This window comes from Thalassospira sp. TSL5-1 (genome assembly GCF_001907695.1).
In the GTDB taxonomy this organism is placed as follows: domain Bacteria; phylum Pseudomonadota; class Alphaproteobacteria; order Rhodospirillales; family Thalassospiraceae; genus Thalassospira.
In genome coordinates this window covers 928,425-947,119 of record NZ_KV880637.1, presented here as the reverse complement: position 1 = coordinate 947,119, position 18,695 = coordinate 928,425, and the positions used below count along the sequence as shown (strand labels likewise).

General features: G+C 54.6%; 19 protein-coding genes and 3 tRNA genes. 10 read left to right on the top strand and 12 right to left on the bottom strand.

The features are described 5' to 3' along the window. Position 1: 1 nt before the first annotated feature. The 9 genes from rpsS to LF95_RS04415 all read right to left on the bottom strand — a co-directional run bounded on the left by rpsS (position 2) and on the right by LF95_RS04415 (position 4,672). On the bottom strand, positions 2-280 hold the full coding sequence (gene rpsS / locus LF95_RS04455) for a 30S ribosomal protein S19 (RefSeq protein WP_008892178.1): 279 nt from the start codon (positions 278-280) through the stop codon (positions 2-4). A gap of 16 nt (positions 281-296) precedes the next feature. Further along, complete coding sequence (gene rplB / locus LF95_RS04450) at positions 297-1,124, bottom strand: 50S ribosomal protein L2 (protein ID WP_073953853.1); 828 nt, start codon at positions 1,122-1,124, stop codon at positions 297-299. Positions 1,125-1,128: 4 nt separating this feature from the next. Further along, entirely contained in the window at positions 1,129-1,431 is a 303-nt protein-coding gene (locus LF95_RS04445; protein WP_073953852.1) for a 50S ribosomal protein L23, read from the bottom strand. Continuing rightward, a complete protein-coding gene (gene rplD / locus LF95_RS04440; RefSeq protein WP_073953851.1) occupies positions 1,428-2,048 on the bottom strand; it encodes a 50S ribosomal protein L4 in 621 nt (206 codons plus the stop codon). Before rplD ends, LF95_RS04445 begins: the two co-directional genes overlap by 4 nt. Positions 2,049-2,053: 5 nt before the next feature. Beyond that, entirely contained in the window at positions 2,054-2,767 is a 714-nt protein-coding gene (gene rplC / locus LF95_RS04435) for a 50S ribosomal protein L3 (protein ID WP_073953850.1), read from the bottom strand. 16 nt (positions 2,768-2,783) lie between these two features. Next, entirely contained in the window at positions 2,784-3,092 is a 309-nt protein-coding gene (gene rpsJ, locus LF95_RS04430; RefSeq protein ID WP_007091508.1) for a 30S ribosomal protein S10, read from the bottom strand. Positions 3,093-3,212: 120 nt separating this feature from the next. Further along, positions 3,213-4,403, bottom strand: a complete 1,191-nt coding sequence (gene tuf / locus LF95_RS04425) for an elongation factor Tu (protein ID WP_073953849.1) — start codon at positions 4,401-4,403, stop codon at positions 3,213-3,215. A gap of 74 nt (positions 4,404-4,477) precedes the next feature. Beyond that, positions 4,478-4,551, bottom strand: a tRNA-Gly gene (locus LF95_RS04420). Between the two features lie 36 nt (positions 4,552-4,587). Then, positions 4,588-4,672: transfer RNA gene (locus LF95_RS04415), tRNA-Tyr, on the bottom strand. Between the two features lie 253 nt (positions 4,673-4,925). Between LF95_RS04415 and rlmB the strand changes: the two genes are divergently transcribed. Together rlmB and LF95_RS04405 are read left to right on the top strand one after the other, a co-directional pair. Further along, complete coding sequence (gene rlmB / locus LF95_RS04410) at positions 4,926-5,744, top strand: 23S rRNA (guanosine(2251)-2'-O)-methyltransferase RlmB (protein WP_252509655.1); 819 nt, start codon at positions 4,926-4,928, stop codon at positions 5,742-5,744. Positions 5,745-5,871: 127 nt separating this feature from the next. Next, positions 5,872-5,948, top strand: a tRNA-Thr gene (locus LF95_RS04405). 84 nt (positions 5,949-6,032) lie between these two features. Here LF95_RS04405 and LF95_RS04400 read toward each other — a convergent pair. Then, positions 6,033-6,365: a rhodanese-like domain-containing protein gene (locus LF95_RS04400; RefSeq protein WP_073953848.1), complete on the bottom strand. Its 333-nt coding sequence runs from the start codon at positions 6,363-6,365 to the stop codon at positions 6,033-6,035. 244 nt (positions 6,366-6,609) lie between these two features. Beyond that, complete coding sequence (locus tag LF95_RS22745) at positions 6,610-6,795, bottom strand: hypothetical protein (protein ID WP_143181939.1); 186 nt, start codon at positions 6,793-6,795, stop codon at positions 6,610-6,612. A 144-nt stretch (positions 6,796-6,939) separates the two neighbouring features. Here LF95_RS22745 and LF95_RS04395 point away from each other — a divergent pair, with 144 nt between their 5' ends. The 6 genes from LF95_RS04395 to LF95_RS04370 all read left to right on the top strand — a co-directional run bounded on the left by LF95_RS04395 (position 6,940) and on the right by LF95_RS04370 (position 15,163). Beyond that, positions 6,940-8,886, top strand: a complete 1,947-nt coding sequence (locus LF95_RS04395) for a PrkA family serine protein kinase (RefSeq protein ID WP_073953847.1) — start codon at positions 6,940-6,942, stop codon at positions 8,884-8,886. 104 nt (positions 8,887-8,990) lie between these two features. Continuing rightward, entirely contained in the window at positions 8,991-10,331 is a 1,341-nt protein-coding gene (locus tag LF95_RS04390; RefSeq protein WP_073953846.1) for a YeaH/YhbH family protein, read from the top strand. Continuing rightward, positions 10,328-11,896 carry a SpoVR family protein gene (locus LF95_RS04385; protein WP_073953845.1) on the top strand — a complete coding sequence of 523 codons (1,569 nt, stop codon included), beginning with the start codon at positions 10,328-10,330 and terminating at the stop codon, positions 11,894-11,896. Before LF95_RS04390 ends, LF95_RS04385 begins: the two co-directional genes overlap by 4 nt. A 496-nt stretch (positions 11,897-12,392) precedes the next feature. Then, the gene (locus LF95_RS04380) at positions 12,393-13,460 is read left to right on the top strand and encodes a zinc ABC transporter substrate-binding protein (RefSeq protein WP_073953844.1); all 1,068 of its coding nucleotides are present in this window, start codon (positions 12,393-12,395) and stop codon (positions 13,458-13,460) included. Positions 13,461-13,515: 55 nt separating this feature from the next. Next, the gene (locus tag LF95_RS04375) at positions 13,516-14,124 is read left to right on the top strand and encodes a DUF1007 family protein (RefSeq protein ID WP_073953843.1); all 609 of its coding nucleotides are present in this window, start codon (positions 13,516-13,518) and stop codon (positions 14,122-14,124) included. Continuing rightward, on the top strand, positions 14,081-15,163 hold the full coding sequence (locus LF95_RS04370) for a nickel/cobalt transporter (RefSeq protein ID WP_252509654.1): 1,083 nt from the start codon (positions 14,081-14,083) through the stop codon (positions 15,161-15,163). Before LF95_RS04375 ends, LF95_RS04370 begins: the two co-directional genes overlap by 44 nt. Positions 15,164-15,202: 39 nt before the next feature. On the opposite strand, the gene LF95_RS04365 is transcribed toward LF95_RS04370, so the two are convergent. Beyond that, positions 15,203-16,159 (bottom strand): GlxA family transcriptional regulator, encoded by a 957-nt coding sequence (locus LF95_RS04365; protein WP_168173655.1) that lies wholly within the window; start codon positions 16,157-16,159, stop codon positions 15,203-15,205. A 102-nt stretch (positions 16,160-16,261) separates the two neighbouring features. On the opposite strand from LF95_RS04365, the gene LF95_RS04360 reads away from it, so the two are divergent. Beyond that, positions 16,262-17,173, top strand: a complete 912-nt coding sequence (locus LF95_RS04360; protein WP_073953841.1) for a 3-dehydrocarnitine:acetyl-CoA trimethylamine transferase BcoG — start codon at positions 16,262-16,264, stop codon at positions 17,171-17,173. Then, on the top strand, positions 17,173-18,681 hold the full coding sequence (locus LF95_RS04355) for a carnitine 3-dehydrogenase (protein WP_073953840.1): 1,509 nt from the start codon (positions 17,173-17,175) through the stop codon (positions 18,679-18,681). Before LF95_RS04360 ends, LF95_RS04355 begins: the two co-directional genes overlap by 1 nt. Positions 18,682-18,695: the final 14 nt, after the last annotated feature.

Sequence of the window (18,695 nt, the reverse complement as noted above, 5' to 3'; positions counted from 1 at the left end):
GTTACTTCCTCTTCGCCTTTTTGTCGGCCGCATGACCATAATAGGTCCGGGTCGGCGAGAATTCACCGAACTTGTGACCAATCATGTCTTCGGTCACGAGTACCGGAAGAAACTTCTGGCCATTGTAAACCCCAAAAGTGAGGCCCACAAACTGCGGCAGAATCGTCGACCGCCGTGACCAGGTCTTAATTACCTCATTCCGGCCAGAGGCACGGACTGTATCGGCTTTCTTAAGAAGGTATCCGTCTACAAACGGGCCCTTCCAAACGGAACGCGCCATTGTCTAGCCTCCTCCGTTAGCTCTTGTGACGACGGCGCATGATGAGCGCGTCAGTCTTTTTGTTCGAGCGGGTGCGTTTACCCTTGGTCGGCTTGCCCCAAGGCGTAACCGGGTGACGACCACCCGAAGTACGGCCTTCACCACCACCATGCGGGTGATCGATCGGGTTCATGGCAACACCACGAACCGACGGACGCTTACCAAGCCAGCGATTACGGCCAGCCTTACCAAGATTCGTATTTTGCTGGTCCTGGTTGGACACGGCACCAATCGTTGCCATGCATTCACCACGAACCAAACGCACTTCACCAGAGGACAGCTTCAGCTGGGCGTAACCCTGGTCCTTACCGACGAGCTGCACATAGGCGCCTGCCGACCGTGCGACCTGACCACCTTTACCGGCTTTCAGTTCGACGTTATGGACAATGGTACCGACCGGAATATTCTTCAGCGGTGCGGCGTTACCCGGCTTGATGTCTACGCGGTCGGAAGCAACAATTTTGTCGCCGACTGCGAGACGCTGCGGTGCGAGGATGTAGGCCAGTTCGTCGTCGGAATAACGAACCAGGGCGATAAACGCCGTACGGTTCGGATCGTATTCCAGACGTTCGACCGTACCGACAACATCAAACTTGTTACGTTTGAAGTCGATAATACGGTAACGACGCTTGTGACCACCACCGATACGACGTGCGGTGATACGACCAGCGTTGTTACGGCCGCCTTTCTTGCGCAGACCTTCGGTCAGCGCCTTGATCGGCTTGCCCTTGTGGAGATCGGAGCGATCGACAAGAACCAGCTGACGGCGACCAGGAGATGTTGGTTTAAACTTCTTCAAAGCCATTGTCTTAGATTCCCGTCGTCACATCGATGGATTGACCCTCTTCGAGGGTAACCATCGCTTTCTTGAAATCACTCCGACGGCCGGCAGTACCACGAAAACGCTTGGTCTTGCCTTTCACCACTGAGGTGTTAACCGCCTTGACCTTCACCCCGAACAGACCTTCCACAGCAGCCTTGATCTCTGGCTTGGTGGCGTCGATTGCGACTTTGAACGCAACGGCGTTGTGTTCAGAAATCAGCGTCGACTTTTCAGTAATATGCGGGGCGCGGATGACTTCGTACATCCGCTCTTTGCTGATGATCGTCATTTGAGACGTGCCTCCAACGCTTCGACCGCACCCTTGGTCAGCACCAGGGTGTCACGGCGCAGGATGTCATAGACGTTGGCACCAACCTGCGGCAGAACGTCGATCTGCGGGATGTTGCGCGCTGCGCGGGCAAAACCCTCGTTGACCGAAGCACCGTCGATGATGAGTGCCGATTTCCAGCCGAGCTTGTCAAAAGCAACAGCCAGAGCCTTGGTTTTCGATTCCGAGAAATCCGCGCTATCGAGAACGACAAGCTTGCCGTCTTTCGCTTTGGCCGACAGAGCGGTCTTCAGCGCAAGTTTGCGGAATTTCTTGGTCAGATCATGCGAATGGTCACGAACGCGCGGACCATGCGCTACACCACCACCACGGAACTGAACGGCCTTGCGGGAACCGTGACGTGCACCGCCACTGCCCTTCTGGCGAACGAACTTTTTCGTGGTCGCAGAGATTTCGCTTTTTTCTTTAACCTTATGGGTACCGGCACGGCGTTTTGCCAACTGCCAGGTCACCATACGGTGAAGAATGTCACGACGAACTTCCAGACCGAAGATCTCTTCTGCAAGATCAATGTTGCCGGCGCTGGAAGCGTCCAGTTTCAATATGTCGAGCTTCATGATGCTTATTCCTTATCCTCGGCGGCAGCTTCAGCAACCGGGGCAGCACCCTTAAGCGCGGCCGGGAACGGCAGACCTTCCGGTGCAGCACGCTTCACGGCATCCTTGACAAGGACATAGGCGCCCTGGTGACCCGGAACAGCACCGTGAACCAGAACCAGACCTTTGTCTGCATCGGTCGAAACGACCTTCAGGCTCTGAACGGTAACGCGGGCAGCACCCATATGACCGGCCATTTTCTTGCCTTTGAAGACACGACCCGGATCCTGGCACTGACCAGTGGAACCATGCGAACGGTGCGAAACAGACACACCGTGCGACGCACGCAGACCACCGAAGTTGTGACGCTTCATCGCACCGGCAAAGCCCTTACCGATAGAGGTACCGATAACGTCGACATACTGACCTTCAACAAAGTGGGCAGCTGAAAGTTCAGCACCAACTTCGATCAGACCGTCTTCGCTAACACGGAACTCGACAAGCTTGGCTTTCGGTTCAACTTTTGCTTTGGCGAAGTGACCGCGCATCGGCTTCGATACGTTTTTCACTTTTGCCTTGCCGTAACCCAGCTGTACGGCGACGTAACCGTCGACATCATTGGTACGGTTTGCGACGACCTGAAGATTATCAACCTTCAGAACGGTCACAGGAATATGCACACCCTCATCAGTGAAGATTCGGGTCATGCCGACTTTCTGGGTAATAAGTCCACTACGCATTGCGGCTTACTCCCGATTAAAGCTTGATCTCGACGTCAACACCGGCCGCAAGGTCGAGCTTCATCAGAGCATCAACGGTTTGCGGAGTCGGGTCGACAATGTCGAGAAGACGCTTGTGCGTACGGATTTCGAACTGTTCACGTGACTTTTTGTCAATGTGCGGTGACCGCAGAACAGTGTATTTCTCAATGCGGGTCGGCAGCGGAATCGGGCCGCGGACCTCTGCGCCAGTGCGCTTCGCCGTATTGACGATCTCGCGCGTGGACTGGTCCAGCACGCGATGGTCAAACGCCTTCAGGCGAATGCGAATGTTCTGACTATCCATGTAATTATGTACCGGAGCCCTCAAAAGGACACCGGCCCCTCAACTGGAGTTGACGATTGCCGCAAAAAGTATCGCGGGCGGCTTATGTAGCCGCCCGCGACACAAAGATCAAGGAAAATATTATTCGATGATCTTGGCAACGACGCCCGCGCCGACGGTACGACCGCCTTCACGGATTGCGAAACGCAGACCTTCGTCCATCGCGATCGGTGCGATCAGCGTGGCGGTCATCTGAACGTTGTCGCCCGGCATCACCATTTCGGTGCCTTCCGGCAGTTCGATCGAACCGGTAACGTCCGTGGTACGGAAGTAGAACTGCGGACGGTAGTTCGAGAAGAACGGCGTGTGACGGCCACCTTCATCCTTCGTCAGGATGTAGGCTTCTGCCTGGAACTTGGTGTGCGGGTTGATCGAGCCGACATGTGCCAGAACCTGGCCACGTTCGACATCTTCACGCTTGGTACCACGCAGCAGCGCGCCAATGTTGTCGCCAGCTTCGCCCTGGTCGAGCAGCTTGCGGAACATTTCAACGCCGGTAACGGTGGTTTTAACGGTGGCTTTGATGCCGACGATTTCGACTTCTTCACCAACCTTGACGATACCGGTTTCAACACGACCGGTCACAACCGTACCACGACCCGAGATCGAGAACACGTCTTCGATCGGCATCAGGAACGGCTTGTCTTTCGGACGGTCCGGCGCCGGGATGTAATCGTCAACCGCTTTCATCAGCTCAAGAATCGCGTTCTTGCCGATTTCATCGTCGCGACCTTCCAGAGCAGCAAGAGCCGAGCCCTTGATGATCGGAATATCGTCGCCCGGGAAGTCGTAGGACGACAGAAGCTCACGGATTTCCATTTCGACGAGTTCGAGAAGCTCTTCGTCGTCAACCTGGTCAACCTTGTTCATGAACACGACAAGTGCAGGAACGCCAACCTGGCGTGCAAGCAGGATGTGTTCACGGGTCTGCGGCATGGGGCCGTCAGCTGCCGAAACAACCAGAATACCACCGTCCATCTGGGCTGCACCGGTGATCATGTTTTTCACATAGTCAGCGTGGCCCGGGCAATCGACGTGCGCATAGTGGCGGTTTTCGGTTTCATATTCGACGTGCGCGGTCGAGATCGTGATACCACGAGCTTTCTCTTCCGGTGCCTTGTCGATCATGCTGTAGTCCTGGAACGATGCCCCGCCGCTCTCTGCAAGAACTTTGGTGATCGCTGCGGTCAGCGTGGTTTTACCGTGGTCAACGTGGCCGACGGTGCCAACGTTGACGTGCGGCTTTGTACGCGCAAACTTTTCCTTGGCCATTGCCCTCAGATCCTAATCCGAACCAAAAAAACACGTAAGAACCCACCGCACTAGCCGACGGGTAACTAAAATTCTGGAGCGGGTGAAGGGAATCGAACCCTCGTCGTAAGCTTGGAAGGCTTCTGCTCTACCATTGAGCTACACCCGCATATTTATATTGCGAGCTCTCGCGAGGGCGAGAGATTGGTGGAGGGGGCAGGATTCGAACCTGCGTAGACTAAGTCGGCGGATTTACAGTCCGCTGCATTTGACCGCTCTGCCACCCCTCCACGGGGCTGAAACGCTGTTGGCTGTGATGCCCGCCTCGTTTCGGCGAGGGAGGGAATACGTTGCAGGTGCCCTTCTTGTCAACAGCAAAAAAAGCACGAATTCGCATTTCCTTTCCTATATGCTCATTTCACCCGGCAAACCGGGCGAAACAAAGTGCATTCAAGTTCTTATGAGTTGGAGGTTTCCGCCACAATGGCGCGCCGCAGCAAAAACCGTTCGTTTTCCCGCCCCGCCGCTTCTCCGGATGGGGCCATGCCCCCGCAAGAGGCGGAAAACAATGACAGCAATTCCCGTCGAGGTCGCGGACGCGGCCGGGATTCAGGTGCCGGGCGTGATTCGTCGCGCCTGATTCTTTTTGGTCGCCACCCGGTCATGATGGCCATTGAAAACCCGCAACGCACGATTCATCGCATCTGGGCCACTGAAAATGCCCGCGAAGAAATCAATTATGCCTTGCAGGAAGCCGGTCGCACAGACATCCCCGTCGATAATGCCGGGCGTGTCGATATTGACCAAATGCTGCCCCCCGGTGCCGTGCATCAGGGCATGGCCATGCACTGTGCCCCCCTGCCCCAACCCGGTGTCGAGGATCTGGTTGCCGAATTTCGCGATCAGGATTCGGCAACGGTGCTGATTCTTGACCAGGTAACGGACCCGCACAATGTGGGGGCGATTCTGCGCAGTGCTGCTGCTTTTGGTGCCAGTGCCGTCATCGTCCCCGACCGCAACGCACCGCAAGAATCGGGTGTCCTTGCCAAATCTGCCAGCGGGGCACTGGAAGTTGTGCCCTATATCCATGCTGGCAATCTCGCCCGTGCGCTTGAAGCCCTTAAGGGGGCGAATTTCTGGCTCGCAGGCATGGATGGCGAAGCCCAACAAACCCTGGCCGACGCCAAACTGACCGGCAAGGTGGGAATCGTCATGGGATCTGAAGGCGATGGCCTGCGCCGTCTGACCCGCGATAATTGCGATTTTCTGGTCAAACTGCCGATGACGGACCGCATTGAAAGCCTCAATGTTTCCAATGCGGCGGCCGTTGCCCTTTATGAGCTGTTTCGCGCCCAGGGATAAACCGGATTTCCTTTTGCGCGAATCGCTTGAAACAAAAGGATTTATCGCAAAATGACCGGCGGCGAAAAACCGGATGAATCAGGGGCTTGCAATCCTGATCAAGCCGGACTATGTTCTCGCCGCTCACGCCGGCATAGCTTTAATTGGTAGAGCAGCGGATTTGTAATCCGAAGGTTGGGAGTTCGAGTCTCTCTGCCGGCACCATCAAAAGAAAACCCCGCACACCTTCACAGGTTGCGGGGTTTTCTTTTGGTCTAAAACAGCCCAAACGCGGCGAAGCTATCGAACCTATTTCTGAACAGCAAAACCATCCCGTGCCCAGGACTGCACACCGCCCTTCAGCGTCATGACCTTGCAATCCAGATGTGGCAACGCGGCACTGGCTGCCCCAAAGGACCGCTGCCCCACCGCACAGATAAAAACGATATCGCACTCCATTTCGTCGGTCTGATCGATCAAGGCGGACATATCGAGGTCGCCAAGCGGGATGTTAATGGCCCCTGGCACCGTACCAGCGGAAAATTCGTCGGGCTGACGAACATCAACCAGCAGTGCGCTTTTCTCCTGCAAAATCCGGTTCAGGGCTTCACTGTCAATAAAATATACAGAATTTTCTGACATTGTTTCCTTTCATGACCTGCGCGTATCAGGCACACTGTCTGGTAGTGAAAGATCATTGATGATGTCGTATCAACATGTCGGCATCCCGTCACCAACTTGTGAACGGATATTGGGATAAAACCGGCTGGAACTTACTGAAATTTTTAAAGAACATATTGCGTAGCCGCAATGCAGTAACCACGTTCTATAGTAGTCGCGTTATACTTCCATCCTGTCGCCCTGGCCTTGCACAGGGGCACAATATTTAACGGAAAAATTTCTTTCCGTCGCCCGGCAAGCCGACCGCGGACATCAGGGATGAAAATTTCGACAGGCGGGCACTTTTGCAGCCTGTTTCCCGGGTCTTATCGACGCCAATTTTAGAAAATTTGCCGTGCATTGACACCCGAGCTACGCCTTTTTTCAAAAAACGTTCCGCAGAAATGTCCACGCCACATCTTTGTCGGAACTTAAAACAACTGGTGCGGCCCGGTGCCGTGCCCAAAAGATCAATGATTCGACCGGGAGAGTTGCCTCAAGACCGGACCATGACGAGAGAAAAGACGTGCGATAATTTTGGAAAGGAGACCGCGCCATGGCTGAAGACCAGGATATCTTCGAGCTATATGCGGAAGGCTATGACGGAAAACGGGAAACCGAACTGACCATACGCGATTATCTCAATTTATGTCGCGATGATCCATCGGCCTATTCGTCGGCGGCCGAACGCATGATCAAGGCCATCGGAGAACCGGAACTGATCGATACCTCGACTGATTCCCGCCTTGGCCGGGTCTTTCTAAACCGCACGATCAAGCGGTATCCGGCCTTTAGCGACTTTTTCGGCATGGAAGAAACCATCGAACGCATTGTTGGTTTCTTTAAATATGCCGCCCAGGGGCTGGAAGAACGCAAACAGGTTCTTTATCTGCTGGGGCCGGTTGGCGGGGGTAAAAGCTCGCTTGCGGAACGGCTCAAGGAACTGATGGAACATGAACCGATTTATGTTCTGAAGGCTGGCAACGATATAAGCCCGGTTTTTGAAAGCCCGCTGGGCCTGTTTAACCCGGCAAAAATGGGTGATGCCATCCAGGATAAATACGGCATTCCCAAACGCAGGCTGACCGGCCTGATGTCGCCCTGGGCGGTCAAACGTCTTGATGAATTTGAAGGCGATCTTTCCAAGTTTTCGGTGGTGAAACTGCTGCCATCGCGCCTGCGGCAAATTGCCATTGCCAAAACCGAGCCGGGTGATGAGAACAACCAGGATATTTCATCGCTTGTCGGCAAGGTCGATATTCGCAAGCTGGAATATTACAGCCAGAACGACCCCGACGCCTATTCCTATTCTGGCGGGCTTAACCGTGCCAACCAGGGCATGCTTGAATTTGTCGAAATGTTCAAGGCGCCGATCAAGATGCTGCATCCGTTGCTGACGGCAACCCAGGAAGGCAACTATATCGGCACGGAGAACCTGGGCTCCATCCCGTTTCAGGGCATGATCCTGGCCCATTCCAACGAGGCAGAGTGGCAAAGTTTCAAGGCCAATAAAAACAACGAAGCCTTTATCGACCGGATCAGCGTGATCAAGGTGCCCTATTGCCTGCGCGTCACCGAAGAAACCAGCATTTACGACAAATTGCTGCAAGGCTCCGAACTGGAGCAGGGCTCCTGCGCGCCGGGCACCCTTAAAATGCTGGCACAATTCTCGATTCTGTCGCGCCTGCAGGAACATGAAAATTCCAACCTGTTTTCCAAAATGCGCGTTTATGACGGCGAAACGCTCAAGGATGTCGACCCCAAAGCGCGTTCGATGCAGGAATATCGCGATTCGGCCAGTGTGGACGAAGGCATGGACGGCATTTCAACCCGCTTTGCCTTTAAGGTTCTGTCAGAAACCTTCAACCACGATACCCACGAGGTGGCCGCCGACCCGGTGCATTTGATGTATGTGCTTGAGCAGGCCATTCGCCGCGAACAGTACCCGGAAGAACGCGAAAAGGAATATATGGAGTTCATCAAGGCCGAACTGGCCCCGCGCTATGCCGAGTTTATCGGGGCGGAAATCCAGAAGGCCTATCTTGAAAGCTATTCCGACTATGGTCAGAACCTGTTTGACCGTTATGTCGCCTATGCCGATGCCTGGATTGAAGACCAGGACTTCAAAGATCCCGATACCGGGCAGCTTCTGGATCGCAAAATTATCGATCAGGAGCTTTCAAAGGTCGAAAAACCGGCAGGCATTGCCAATCCGAAGGACTTCCGCAACGAAGTTGTCAAATTTGCCCTGCGCGCACGCGCCAATAACAAGGGCAAGAACCCGTCCTGGACATCGTATGAAAAACTGCGCGACGTAATTGAAAAACGTATGTTCAGCCAGGTCGAGGATCTGTTGCCGGTGATTTCGTTCGGATCGAAAAAGGATGGCGATACCGAAAAGAAACATAACGAATTCGTCAAACGCATGATCGACCGTGGCTATACCGAACGCCAGACCCGCCGCCTGGTTGAATGGTACATGCGCGTCAACAAGGCGGGCTAACCAGCCCCCTATACCCCGCCGGGTGGCGATGTTCCCCTTTCGCCGCCCGGTGCCGGGTTTAAGGGTTTGAACCCTGGCTCCTGCGTTTCAAGGATAGACTGCCCATGTTTCACATCATCGATCGCCGCAAAAACCCAAAAGGCAAAAGCATTGGCAACCGCCAGCGTTTCATGCGCCGTGCCAAGGCGCAGATCAAAAAGGCAGTCGAAGACACCATCAAGACACGCGGCATTACCGATATTGACAATGGCGACCAGATCACCATTCCCGGCAAAACCCTGCGCGAACCGGGCTTTCACCATGCGGGCCGGGGCGGCGACCGCAATTATGTGCTGCCCGGCAATAAAAAATTCGTCCCCGGCGACCGGATTGCCCGGCCCCAGGGCGGCGATGGCGGTGCGGGTGGCGCGCAAGCAAGCCCCGATGGTGACGGCGAAGATGAATTCCAGTTCGTGCTGACGCGCGATGAATTTCTCGACATTTTTTTCGAAGATCTGGAGCTTCCCGATCTTTTGAAAAAAAGCCTGAAACAAACCACCGCCTTTCGCACCGCGCGGGCGGGCTATTCGGTGGAGGGCAGCCCGGCCAACCTGAATTTGGTGCGCACCATGCGCAACTCGCTGGCCCGGCGCATTGGCCTGCGCCGCCCCAAAAGCAGTAAGATTCGCGAACTGGAAGAAAAAATTGCCGCCCTGACGGCTGAAAATGCGGGCGATATTTCGCAAACGCAAAAGCAGGCCAATGAGGCAACGCTGAAGCTGTTGCAGGACGAACTGGACGAGGCAATACGTCGCAGCAAGACGATTGCCTTTATCGACCCGATCGACACCCGCTATAACCAGTTCCGGCAAATTCCCGATCCCAATACCCAGGCCGTGATGTTTTGCCTGATGGATGTTTCGGGCTCGATGTCCGAACAGATGAAAGAGCTGGCAAAGCGGTTTTTCATGCTGCTGCACATGTTCCTGCATCGTCGCTACGAACATGTCGAAGTGGTGTTCATTCGCCATACATCGCGTGCATCCGAGGTGGACGAGGAAACATTTTTCTATTCACGCGAAACCGGCGGCACCATTGTTTCCACCGCGCTTGAGGAAATGAAGCGAATCCTTGCCGAACGCTACCCGGTCGATCAGTGGAACATTTATGCCGCCCAGGCATCGGATGGCGATAACTATTCCAATGACGGGGCGAAATGCACCGCCCTTCTGGCCGAGGACCTTTTGCCGAAATGCCAGTATTACGCCTATATCGAAATTACCGACGAGCGCGAGGCCGAGATATTCTCCTCCGCCGAGGGAGAAACCGCGCTTTGGAAGGCCTATGCCCCGCTAGCGCATAGCCAAAATGGCCGCTTTGCCCTGAAACGGGTAAAGAAGGCCGCCGATATTTTCCCGGTATTTCGCGAACTGTTTGCCAAAAACAAGGCGGAGGCACGGATATGACAGCCCGTAAACCAAAATCCAGCCTGCTGTTTGATGGCGCTGACTGGGACTTTGACAGCCTCAAAGCCACTTATGACGCCATCGAAGATATTGCGCTGAATGAAATGGGCCTTGATGTTTATCCCAACCAGATCGAGGTGATCACATCCGAACAAATGCTGGATGCCTATTCATCAATTGGCATGCCCTTGATGTACCATCACTGGTCGTTTGGCAAACGCTTCGTGCGCGACGATGCCATGTATCGCAAGGGCTATCAGGGCCTCGCCTATGAAATCGTCATTAACTCCAATCCCTGTATTTCCTATGTGATGGAAGAAAACACCATTGGCATGCAGGCCCTGGTGATGGCGCATGCGGCCTTTGGTCATAACCATTTTTTCAAAAACAATTATCTGTTCAAACAATGGACCGACGCCGAAGGCATTCTGGATTATCTGCAATTTGCCAAACGCTATATCGCCAAATGCGAGGACCGGTTTGGTTTTGACGCGGTTGAACGCATTCTTGATGCTGCCCATGCCCTGATGGATCACGGGGTCAACCGGTATTCCCACCCGGAAAAACCCAATCTGGCAGTCGAACTGCAGCGCGAACGCGAACGCGCCAAATACGAAGACGAAACCTATAACGATTTGTGGCGCACCCTGCCCCAGCATGATGACGACCCCGAAGACCTTGACGACCAGAACCGCCGCCTGCGCCAGGAACAACGCCGGGCACAATTTGGCCTGCCCGAGGAAAACCTGCTTTATTTCCTGGAAAAAAATGCGCCGGGTTTGCAATCATGGGAGCGCGAGATTTTGCGCATTGTGCGCAATATCGGCCAGTATTTTTACCCGCAAAAACAAACCAAGGTCATGAATGAGGGCTGTGCCTGCTACGTGCATTACCACATCATGAACCGCCTGTATGACAAGGGGCTGATTTCCGAAGGCGCGATCATGGAATTTATCGATTCGCATTCCAAGGTCGTGTTTCAACCCGAATATGACGATCCGCGCTATTCCGGCTTTAATCCCTATGCGCTGGGTTTTGCCATGATGCAGGATATTCACCGCATCTGCACTGAGCCCACCGAGGAAGACCATAAATGGTTCCCCGACATTGCCGGAAACAACCAGCCCTTTGCCACGCTCCGCGAAGCCTGGGCGCATTACCGCGATGAAAGCTTCATTCTGCAATTCCTCTCGCCCAAGGTAATGCGCGACATGCGCATGTTCATGATCAATGACCAGGCCTCCGCCCCGTATCTTCAGGTCGGCGCCATCCATGATGACAACGGCTATCGCAATGTGCGCCGCGCCCTGGCCCGCATGCACGACCTGTCGGTGCGCGAACCGGACCTGCAAGTGGTCGATGTCGATTTGCGCGGCAATCGCCAGCTTTATATCGCGCATACCCAGCATGACGGTATTCGTCTTGATAAATCCGAAGCCGAATTAACACTGGGCTATATCGGGCAGTTGTGGGGATATGGCGTAACCCTGCAAGCCCTAGATAACGATAGCGGCGAAATCCTGACGGAAATGCACTACACACCCGAAGACCTCGTTTCGAATTAACCCGCCGCCCCTAGCACTTACCCTGAAGGCTGCAAGCGATTGCAGCCTTTGCCATGCTTGCATACCCTGCACCATCCGCAACGCGCAAACAGCACTTCATAACGATATCAAAACGCTCCACCCACCCGACAGAGCACATCTGCACATGCAGTTTTATCATTTCGATTTAAAAATGATCATTTCAGGATCAAACAAAAGATCTTGATTAAGTAAAATTGCCTCTCTTGATTTGGAAATATTGTCTTTTTCGCTCACGTTTAAGGTTGTCGCCCGTCAGACAGACAATCGCCATTTGCGCAAACCGCAAATACCTTCCTGCCAGAGCGCCCACGCCCCGCCAACGCCCCAAAATAAACAAGACGGGTATGAACAGACCTTAACTTTGGCGCCCCACCCCAAATACTCTGGCACAGAAACGCGATTTCCCTTTGACAAACAAGATACGTTATAACATAACAAATTCAAATCACGCTCACCCTGCCAAAATGGAAATCCGATGCCAAAGTCACGTTTGTTATTTGCCGGTGCTTTTTTTGCTGCTGCCCAATTTGCTGCTCCGGCGGTGTCATGGGCGGCGGACGCACCCAAAGTTGTTGCCTCGATCAAGCCCATCCATTCCATTGTTGCCGCCATCATGCAGGGTGTTGGCAAACCCGAATTACTGGTTAATGGCGCGGCATCGCCACATACCTATTCACTGCGCCCCAGCGAAGCCCGCGCCCTGCAAAATGCTGATCTGGTGATTTATGTTTCCCCCGATCTGGAATCGTTTCTCGACAAGCCGTTAAAATCACTGTCCTCGAATGCGAAGGTGATGGAACTGGCCGAGGCCAAAGGGGTCGAAACCCTGGAAATGCGCGAAGGCGGCGCGTTTGAGCCGCATCATCATGGTGATGCACATGACGATGATCATGATGACCATGACCACCATGATGGGGATCATGACCACGATCATGACCATGATCACGCTGACGCGCACGATCATACAGACCACGACCATGCCGATGCCGACCATGCCGACGCACATGAACATGAACATCACCATGACGAAGGCGACCCGCATATCTGGATGAGCCCGGAAAACGGCAAAGCCATTGCCACCGACATTACCCAAGAACTGGCGGAAATAGACCCGGCCCATGCCGATTTTTATCGCGCAAACCTGAAAAGTCTGCTTGGCAAAATCGATGCAACAAAGGATGATCTTGCCAGCCAGATTGCGCCGGTCAAAGACAAACCCTTCATCGTTTTCCATGATGCCTATCAGTATCTGGAACACAGCTTTGGCCTGCAAGCAGTCGGGTCCATCACGATTTCACCGGATCGTAAACCGGGCGCAAAGCGCCTTCATGATATTGAAGACAAGATCAAGTCCAGCGGGGCCGCCTGCGTGTTTGCTGAACCGCAATTCAAACCCGCCATTGTGCAGTCAGTTGTTGCCGATACCGGCGCACGCACAGGGACACTCGACCCGCTAGGAGCGAATATTGACGCCGGACCGAATGCCTATATCGAGATTTTGTCACAAAATATCAGCTCTCTGGCGAGTTGCCTCAAAGGTTAAACCCCTAACCTTTTGGCAAAGGGCGTCGCACTCCGTTTTTCGGGGTGCGCGCTTTTTGCGTTTGGGCACAAAAAACACCATCGTCGCCCTGACCATAATCGTTGCCATCGGGGGTTATATCCCGGCGGCAACAGCGCACCCTCATGTCTGGATCGACAGCCAGGCGACAATGGTTTTTGACAAAAACAAAATTACCGGCATTCACATGGTCTGGGTGTTTGACGATATGTTCAGCCTGACGCTGATGGACCAGTTTGATCACAATCATGACCGTCGCTTTTTTGATCAGGAAAATGACGAGGTGCGTGACAATGCCTTTGTCGCGCTGGCCGATATCGGGTTTATGACCTATCTGCGCCGCAACGAAGAAGTCGTCAAAGTTGCCGGATTTCATGATTTTGTCGCCGATATTACCGACCAGGGCCGGGTTAAATACAGCTTCACGCTGGATCTGGCCGAGCCGGTAGACCCGGTTGCCGACCAGATCGGCCTGTCGGTTTATGATTCGGAATTCTATATTGATGTCGCCTTTGCCCAAAAGGACCCGGTCCTGTTTTCCGGCAATAACGACCTGACCTGTAGCTACAAAATGGGCGAAGATGACAAACACCGCATCTATTATGACATGGTCTCACCACAGCGGGCGGACATTACCTGCAAATAATGCCAGCTTTGGCGGTAACAACCACAGTCAACCCGCCAGGATGCTGGCCGTACTGGCGGTCCTGATGCTGGCCCTTTTTGCCCTGATCATGCCGACCACCGCCCATGCCCAATCGGCAGAATTACTGGGACGGCGCAGTGCCCCGACGGAAACGGAAAACCCGGCCTCCACCTTTAAAATGCCGGACTGGCTGGCCGGTATTGTTGGCGGCGCAATGAAAATCCAGACCCAACTCAACCGCAATATGACAACCACCCTTCGGGCGGCAAAACAGGGCAATAGCTGGTGGCCGGCACTGAGCATCATTGCCCTGTCATTTGCCTATGGCGTGTTTCATGCCGCCGGGCCCGGGCATGGCAAAATGGTGACAAGCACCTATTTCCTGTCGCGAGATGCCGGATGGAAACAGGGGGTGGCAATGGGCGCGCTGATCGCCACAACCCAGGCCGTCAGCGCCATTGTTCTGGTCGGGATATTGGGCCTTGTCCTCAATCTTGGACCCGCCGAAATCACCCGAAACGGATTAATGCTGGAACTGGCATCTTATGCCCTGATCGTGGTGATGGGCGGCTATATGTGCCTGCGCATCCTTCAGGGCAAGGATGATTGCTGCGATCATGCTCACGACCATCACCACGATCATCATGATCACGGTCATCATCACCACGCACATGATGCGGCCAGCACGGCAGACAAAACACCACAATCTGGCCGTTACAATGCCATTACCAGCGCCATCATTGTCGGCTTGCGGCCCTGTACCGGCTCGATCCTGATGTTGCTGTTTACCCTGGCAAACGGCCTTTTTCTGGTTGGTATCCTTGCGGCCTTTGCAATGGCGTTTGGCGTCGCCCTGACCGTCAGCGCCATTGGTCTTGCTGCCATTGGCATTCGTTTTGGCAGCCAAAGGCTGTTTTCCCTGCCGCCCAAATGGTCCGACTGGATCCGGCGTATTGTTGGCTTCGGCGGGGCCGCGATGATTACCCTGTTTGGTGTCATCCTGTTTTTATCGGCCAGTCATCAAATGGGCTGGATGTAACAACGCCACCTTCCCGTCCTTTCACACGCCCCTGCCTGCCTAGTCGCCAGAACCGGGCTTGCCCTTGCGGTGTGCGCGCAGGGTGCTGATTGCGATGCCATATTGGGCACGAAAGGCACGGCCAAGCGTCGCGGGCGAAGAAAAGCCGGTTTGCAGGGCAATTTGCGCGACCGAAAGCCCGGTTTGGGTCGCAAGATCACGCGCACGGCCCAAACGCAAAAGCTGGTAATACTTCCCCGGCGACATGGAAAGCTCGCGCTGAAACAGTCGGTCAAGCGAGCGCAGCGACAATGATGCCTGCCCGGCTATAAAATCCAGCGAAACCGGATTTTCAATATGGTCCATCATCACATCAATGGCGTTCAGAAAACCCGGCGCATCAGACCGATGTTTAAGGATATTCGCCCCTCGATTGCCGCGATGCTGGCGTTCGGCGTCATAAACAAACAGATTGGCGGCATCAAAGGCCATTGCGGGCCCAAAATTTTGCCCCAGCAAATGCAGCATCAGGTCCAGCACCGTCGAAGCCCCACCGCTGGTGATATATTTATCGGCAAAGACAAAACGGTCACGCGACACCGTGACATGGGGGAAAGTTTCGGCAAAATCGGCAAATTCCTGCCAGTGAATGGTGGCGGTCGCACCATCCAGCAACCCGGCCGACGCCAGCAACCACGCCCCGGTATCGAGCCCGACGACAAACCGCGCCCGCCCGGCAAGCTGGCATAAAAGCGCGCGGTTGCGCACCGATACATGCCCGCGCATGTCATACCCGGCAATCACCACCAGATAATCATAGGATTCCGGGCCGTCGAGGGTGCAATCGGGCTGGATTTGAATATTGCTGGAACTGCGCGCGATTTCGTTTTCCGGGGTGCAAATGTGCCAGCCAATATTGGGTCCCTGCGGCAAATTACGCACCGCGCGCAAGGGTTCCAGCGCACTGGCAAGCACCATGTTGGAAAAGCCGTCAAACAGCAAAAAGCGAAAAGACATTTCATTTGGCATGATACGCAAACTAACTGACAGTTTAGGCAAATAACAATCGCATTTTCCGCGTTAGGCTACAGGCAGGTCAAAAGAAACAGGACATGCACCATGCCACTTACGATGAATCGCAATGTGTTTATCACGGCTGCCATTACCGGGTCCGGCGCAACACAGGATAAATCCCCGCATGTACCGCGCTCGCCCGAGGAAATTGCCAATGCCGCCATTGAGGCCGCCAGGGCCGGGGCCGCAGTGGTGCATTGCCATGTGCGCGACCCGGAAACAGGTACCCCATCACGCGCGGGCCGCTATTACCGCGAAGTCACCGAACGCATCCGCGCGTCACATACTGATGTGGTTTTAAACCTGACGGCAGGCATGGGTGGCGACATTGTTTTTGGCTCCACCGAATCCCCGTTACCGTTAAACGCCACGTCAACCGACATGGTTGGGGCCAGCGAACGTTTGGCCCATATTGCCGATTGCCTGCCGGAAATTTGCACCCTGGATTGCGGCACCATGAACTTTGCCGAGGCCGACTATGTCATGACCAATACGCCCGGCATGCTGCGTGCCATGGGACAAATGATGACGGATCTTGGCGTCAAACCGGAAATTGAAGCCTTTGATACCGGCCATTTATGGTTCGCCAAACAATTGGTGGCGGAAGGCATTTTAACCAGTCCGGCACTGGTGCAACTGTGCATGGGTATCCCCTGGGGCGCGCCCAATGACCTGAACACCTTTATGGCGATGGTCAATAATGTGCCTGCGGACTGGACCTGGTCGGCCTTTTCGCTGGGCCGTGACCAGATGCCCTATGTTGCCGCATCGGTGCTGGCCGGGGGCAATGTGCGTGTGGGCCTGGAAGACAACCTGTTTTTGAAAAAGGGCGTTTTGGCAACCAATGCCCAGTTGGTTGAACGCGCAGCCGGCATTATTGAAGGCATGGGTGCGTCCCTGATGGGGCCGGAAGAAGTGCGCAAAATGCTGGGCCTGACCAAGCGGGAGCCAAAATAATGACCCCTACCAAATTTGACAAGAAAGCAGCCGCGCCCCACAGCCCGAACCGCAAGGCCGCGATTATTGGCGGCGGCGTCATTGGCGGCGGCTGGGTGGCCCGGTTTTTGTTAAATGGCTGGGATGTTTCGGTTTACGACCCGGACCCGGAAGCCGAACGTAAAATCAACCTGGTTCTGGCAAATGCGCGGCGCAGCCTGCCTGCCCTGTATGACGTCTCCCTGCCCGCCGAAGGCAAACTGGAATTTAGCAGCAGCCTTGCCGATGCGGTTGCCAATGCCACCTGGGTTCAGGAAAGCGCGCCCGAACAACTGGCAATCAAACATCGTATTTTGGCTGAAATTCAGCAATTTTCCCCCAAGGATGCGGTCATTGGTTCGTCAACATCGGGCTTCAAACCATCCCAATTGCAGGAACAGGTCCTTAACCCCGGTCAAATCGTGGTCGCACATCCGTTTAACCCGGTTTATCTGCTACCATTAATCGAAATCGTGGCATCCGATAAATCCGAGCCCGACTTTGTCCGCCATGCCTGCGAAGTTTTACGCGATGTGGGCTTAAAGCCCCTCGTGATTGGCAAGGAAATTGACGCCCATATTGCGGACCGCCTGCTTGAAGCGGTTTGGCGCGAAGGGCTGTGGCTGGTCAATGATGGCATTGCCACCACCGAAGAAATTGATGATGCCATTCGTTTCGGGTTCGGCCTGCGCTGGGCACAAATGGGCCTGTTTGAAACCTACCGCATCGCTGGCGGTGAGGCGGGCATGAGCCACTTTATCGCCCAGTTTGGCCCGGCCCTGAAATGGCCCTGGACCAAATTAATGAATGTGCCGGATTTAACCCCGGAACTGATTACCAAAATCGCTGATCAGTCCGATGCGCAATCGGGACATTTATCCATCCGCGAGCTGGAACGCCTGCGCGATGACAACCTTGTGGGCATGATGCGTGCGCTTAAAAAATCGGGCAGCGGTGCGGGCGGCACGATCAATGATCACGAACAGGCCTTGCGCCCGTCATTTGCAACAACATCCCCGATAACAGACCTGCCGCAAACCGTGTCTCGCGCTGTCCCGCAAAGCTGGACGGATTATAACGGCCATATGAACGAGGCCCATTATCTGGAGGCCTTTGCCCAGGCCAGCGACACCTTCATGGCGTTGATTGGCGCGGATGAAGCCTATATCGCCACAGGCAAAAGTTTCTTTACCGCCGAAACCCACCTGCGCCACATTGCCGAGGCTAAAGAAGGGGATCACATTACCATCACAAGCCAGGTCCTGATGGGTGAAGGCAAAAAAATGCAGCTGTTTCACAGCATGTACGGGCCGGACAATAGCCTGATTGCCACCTGTGAAACCCTGCTGATCCATGTGGATTTAACCACCCGGCGTGCCTGCCAGCCCGAGCAGGATGTAGCAACAAAACTGGCCGAATTTGCCCAACAGCATGCCACCCTGCCACCCCCCAATGGGGCGGGTCGCCATGTTGGGCAGAAACCGGCTTAAAAACCAGTTCCTCC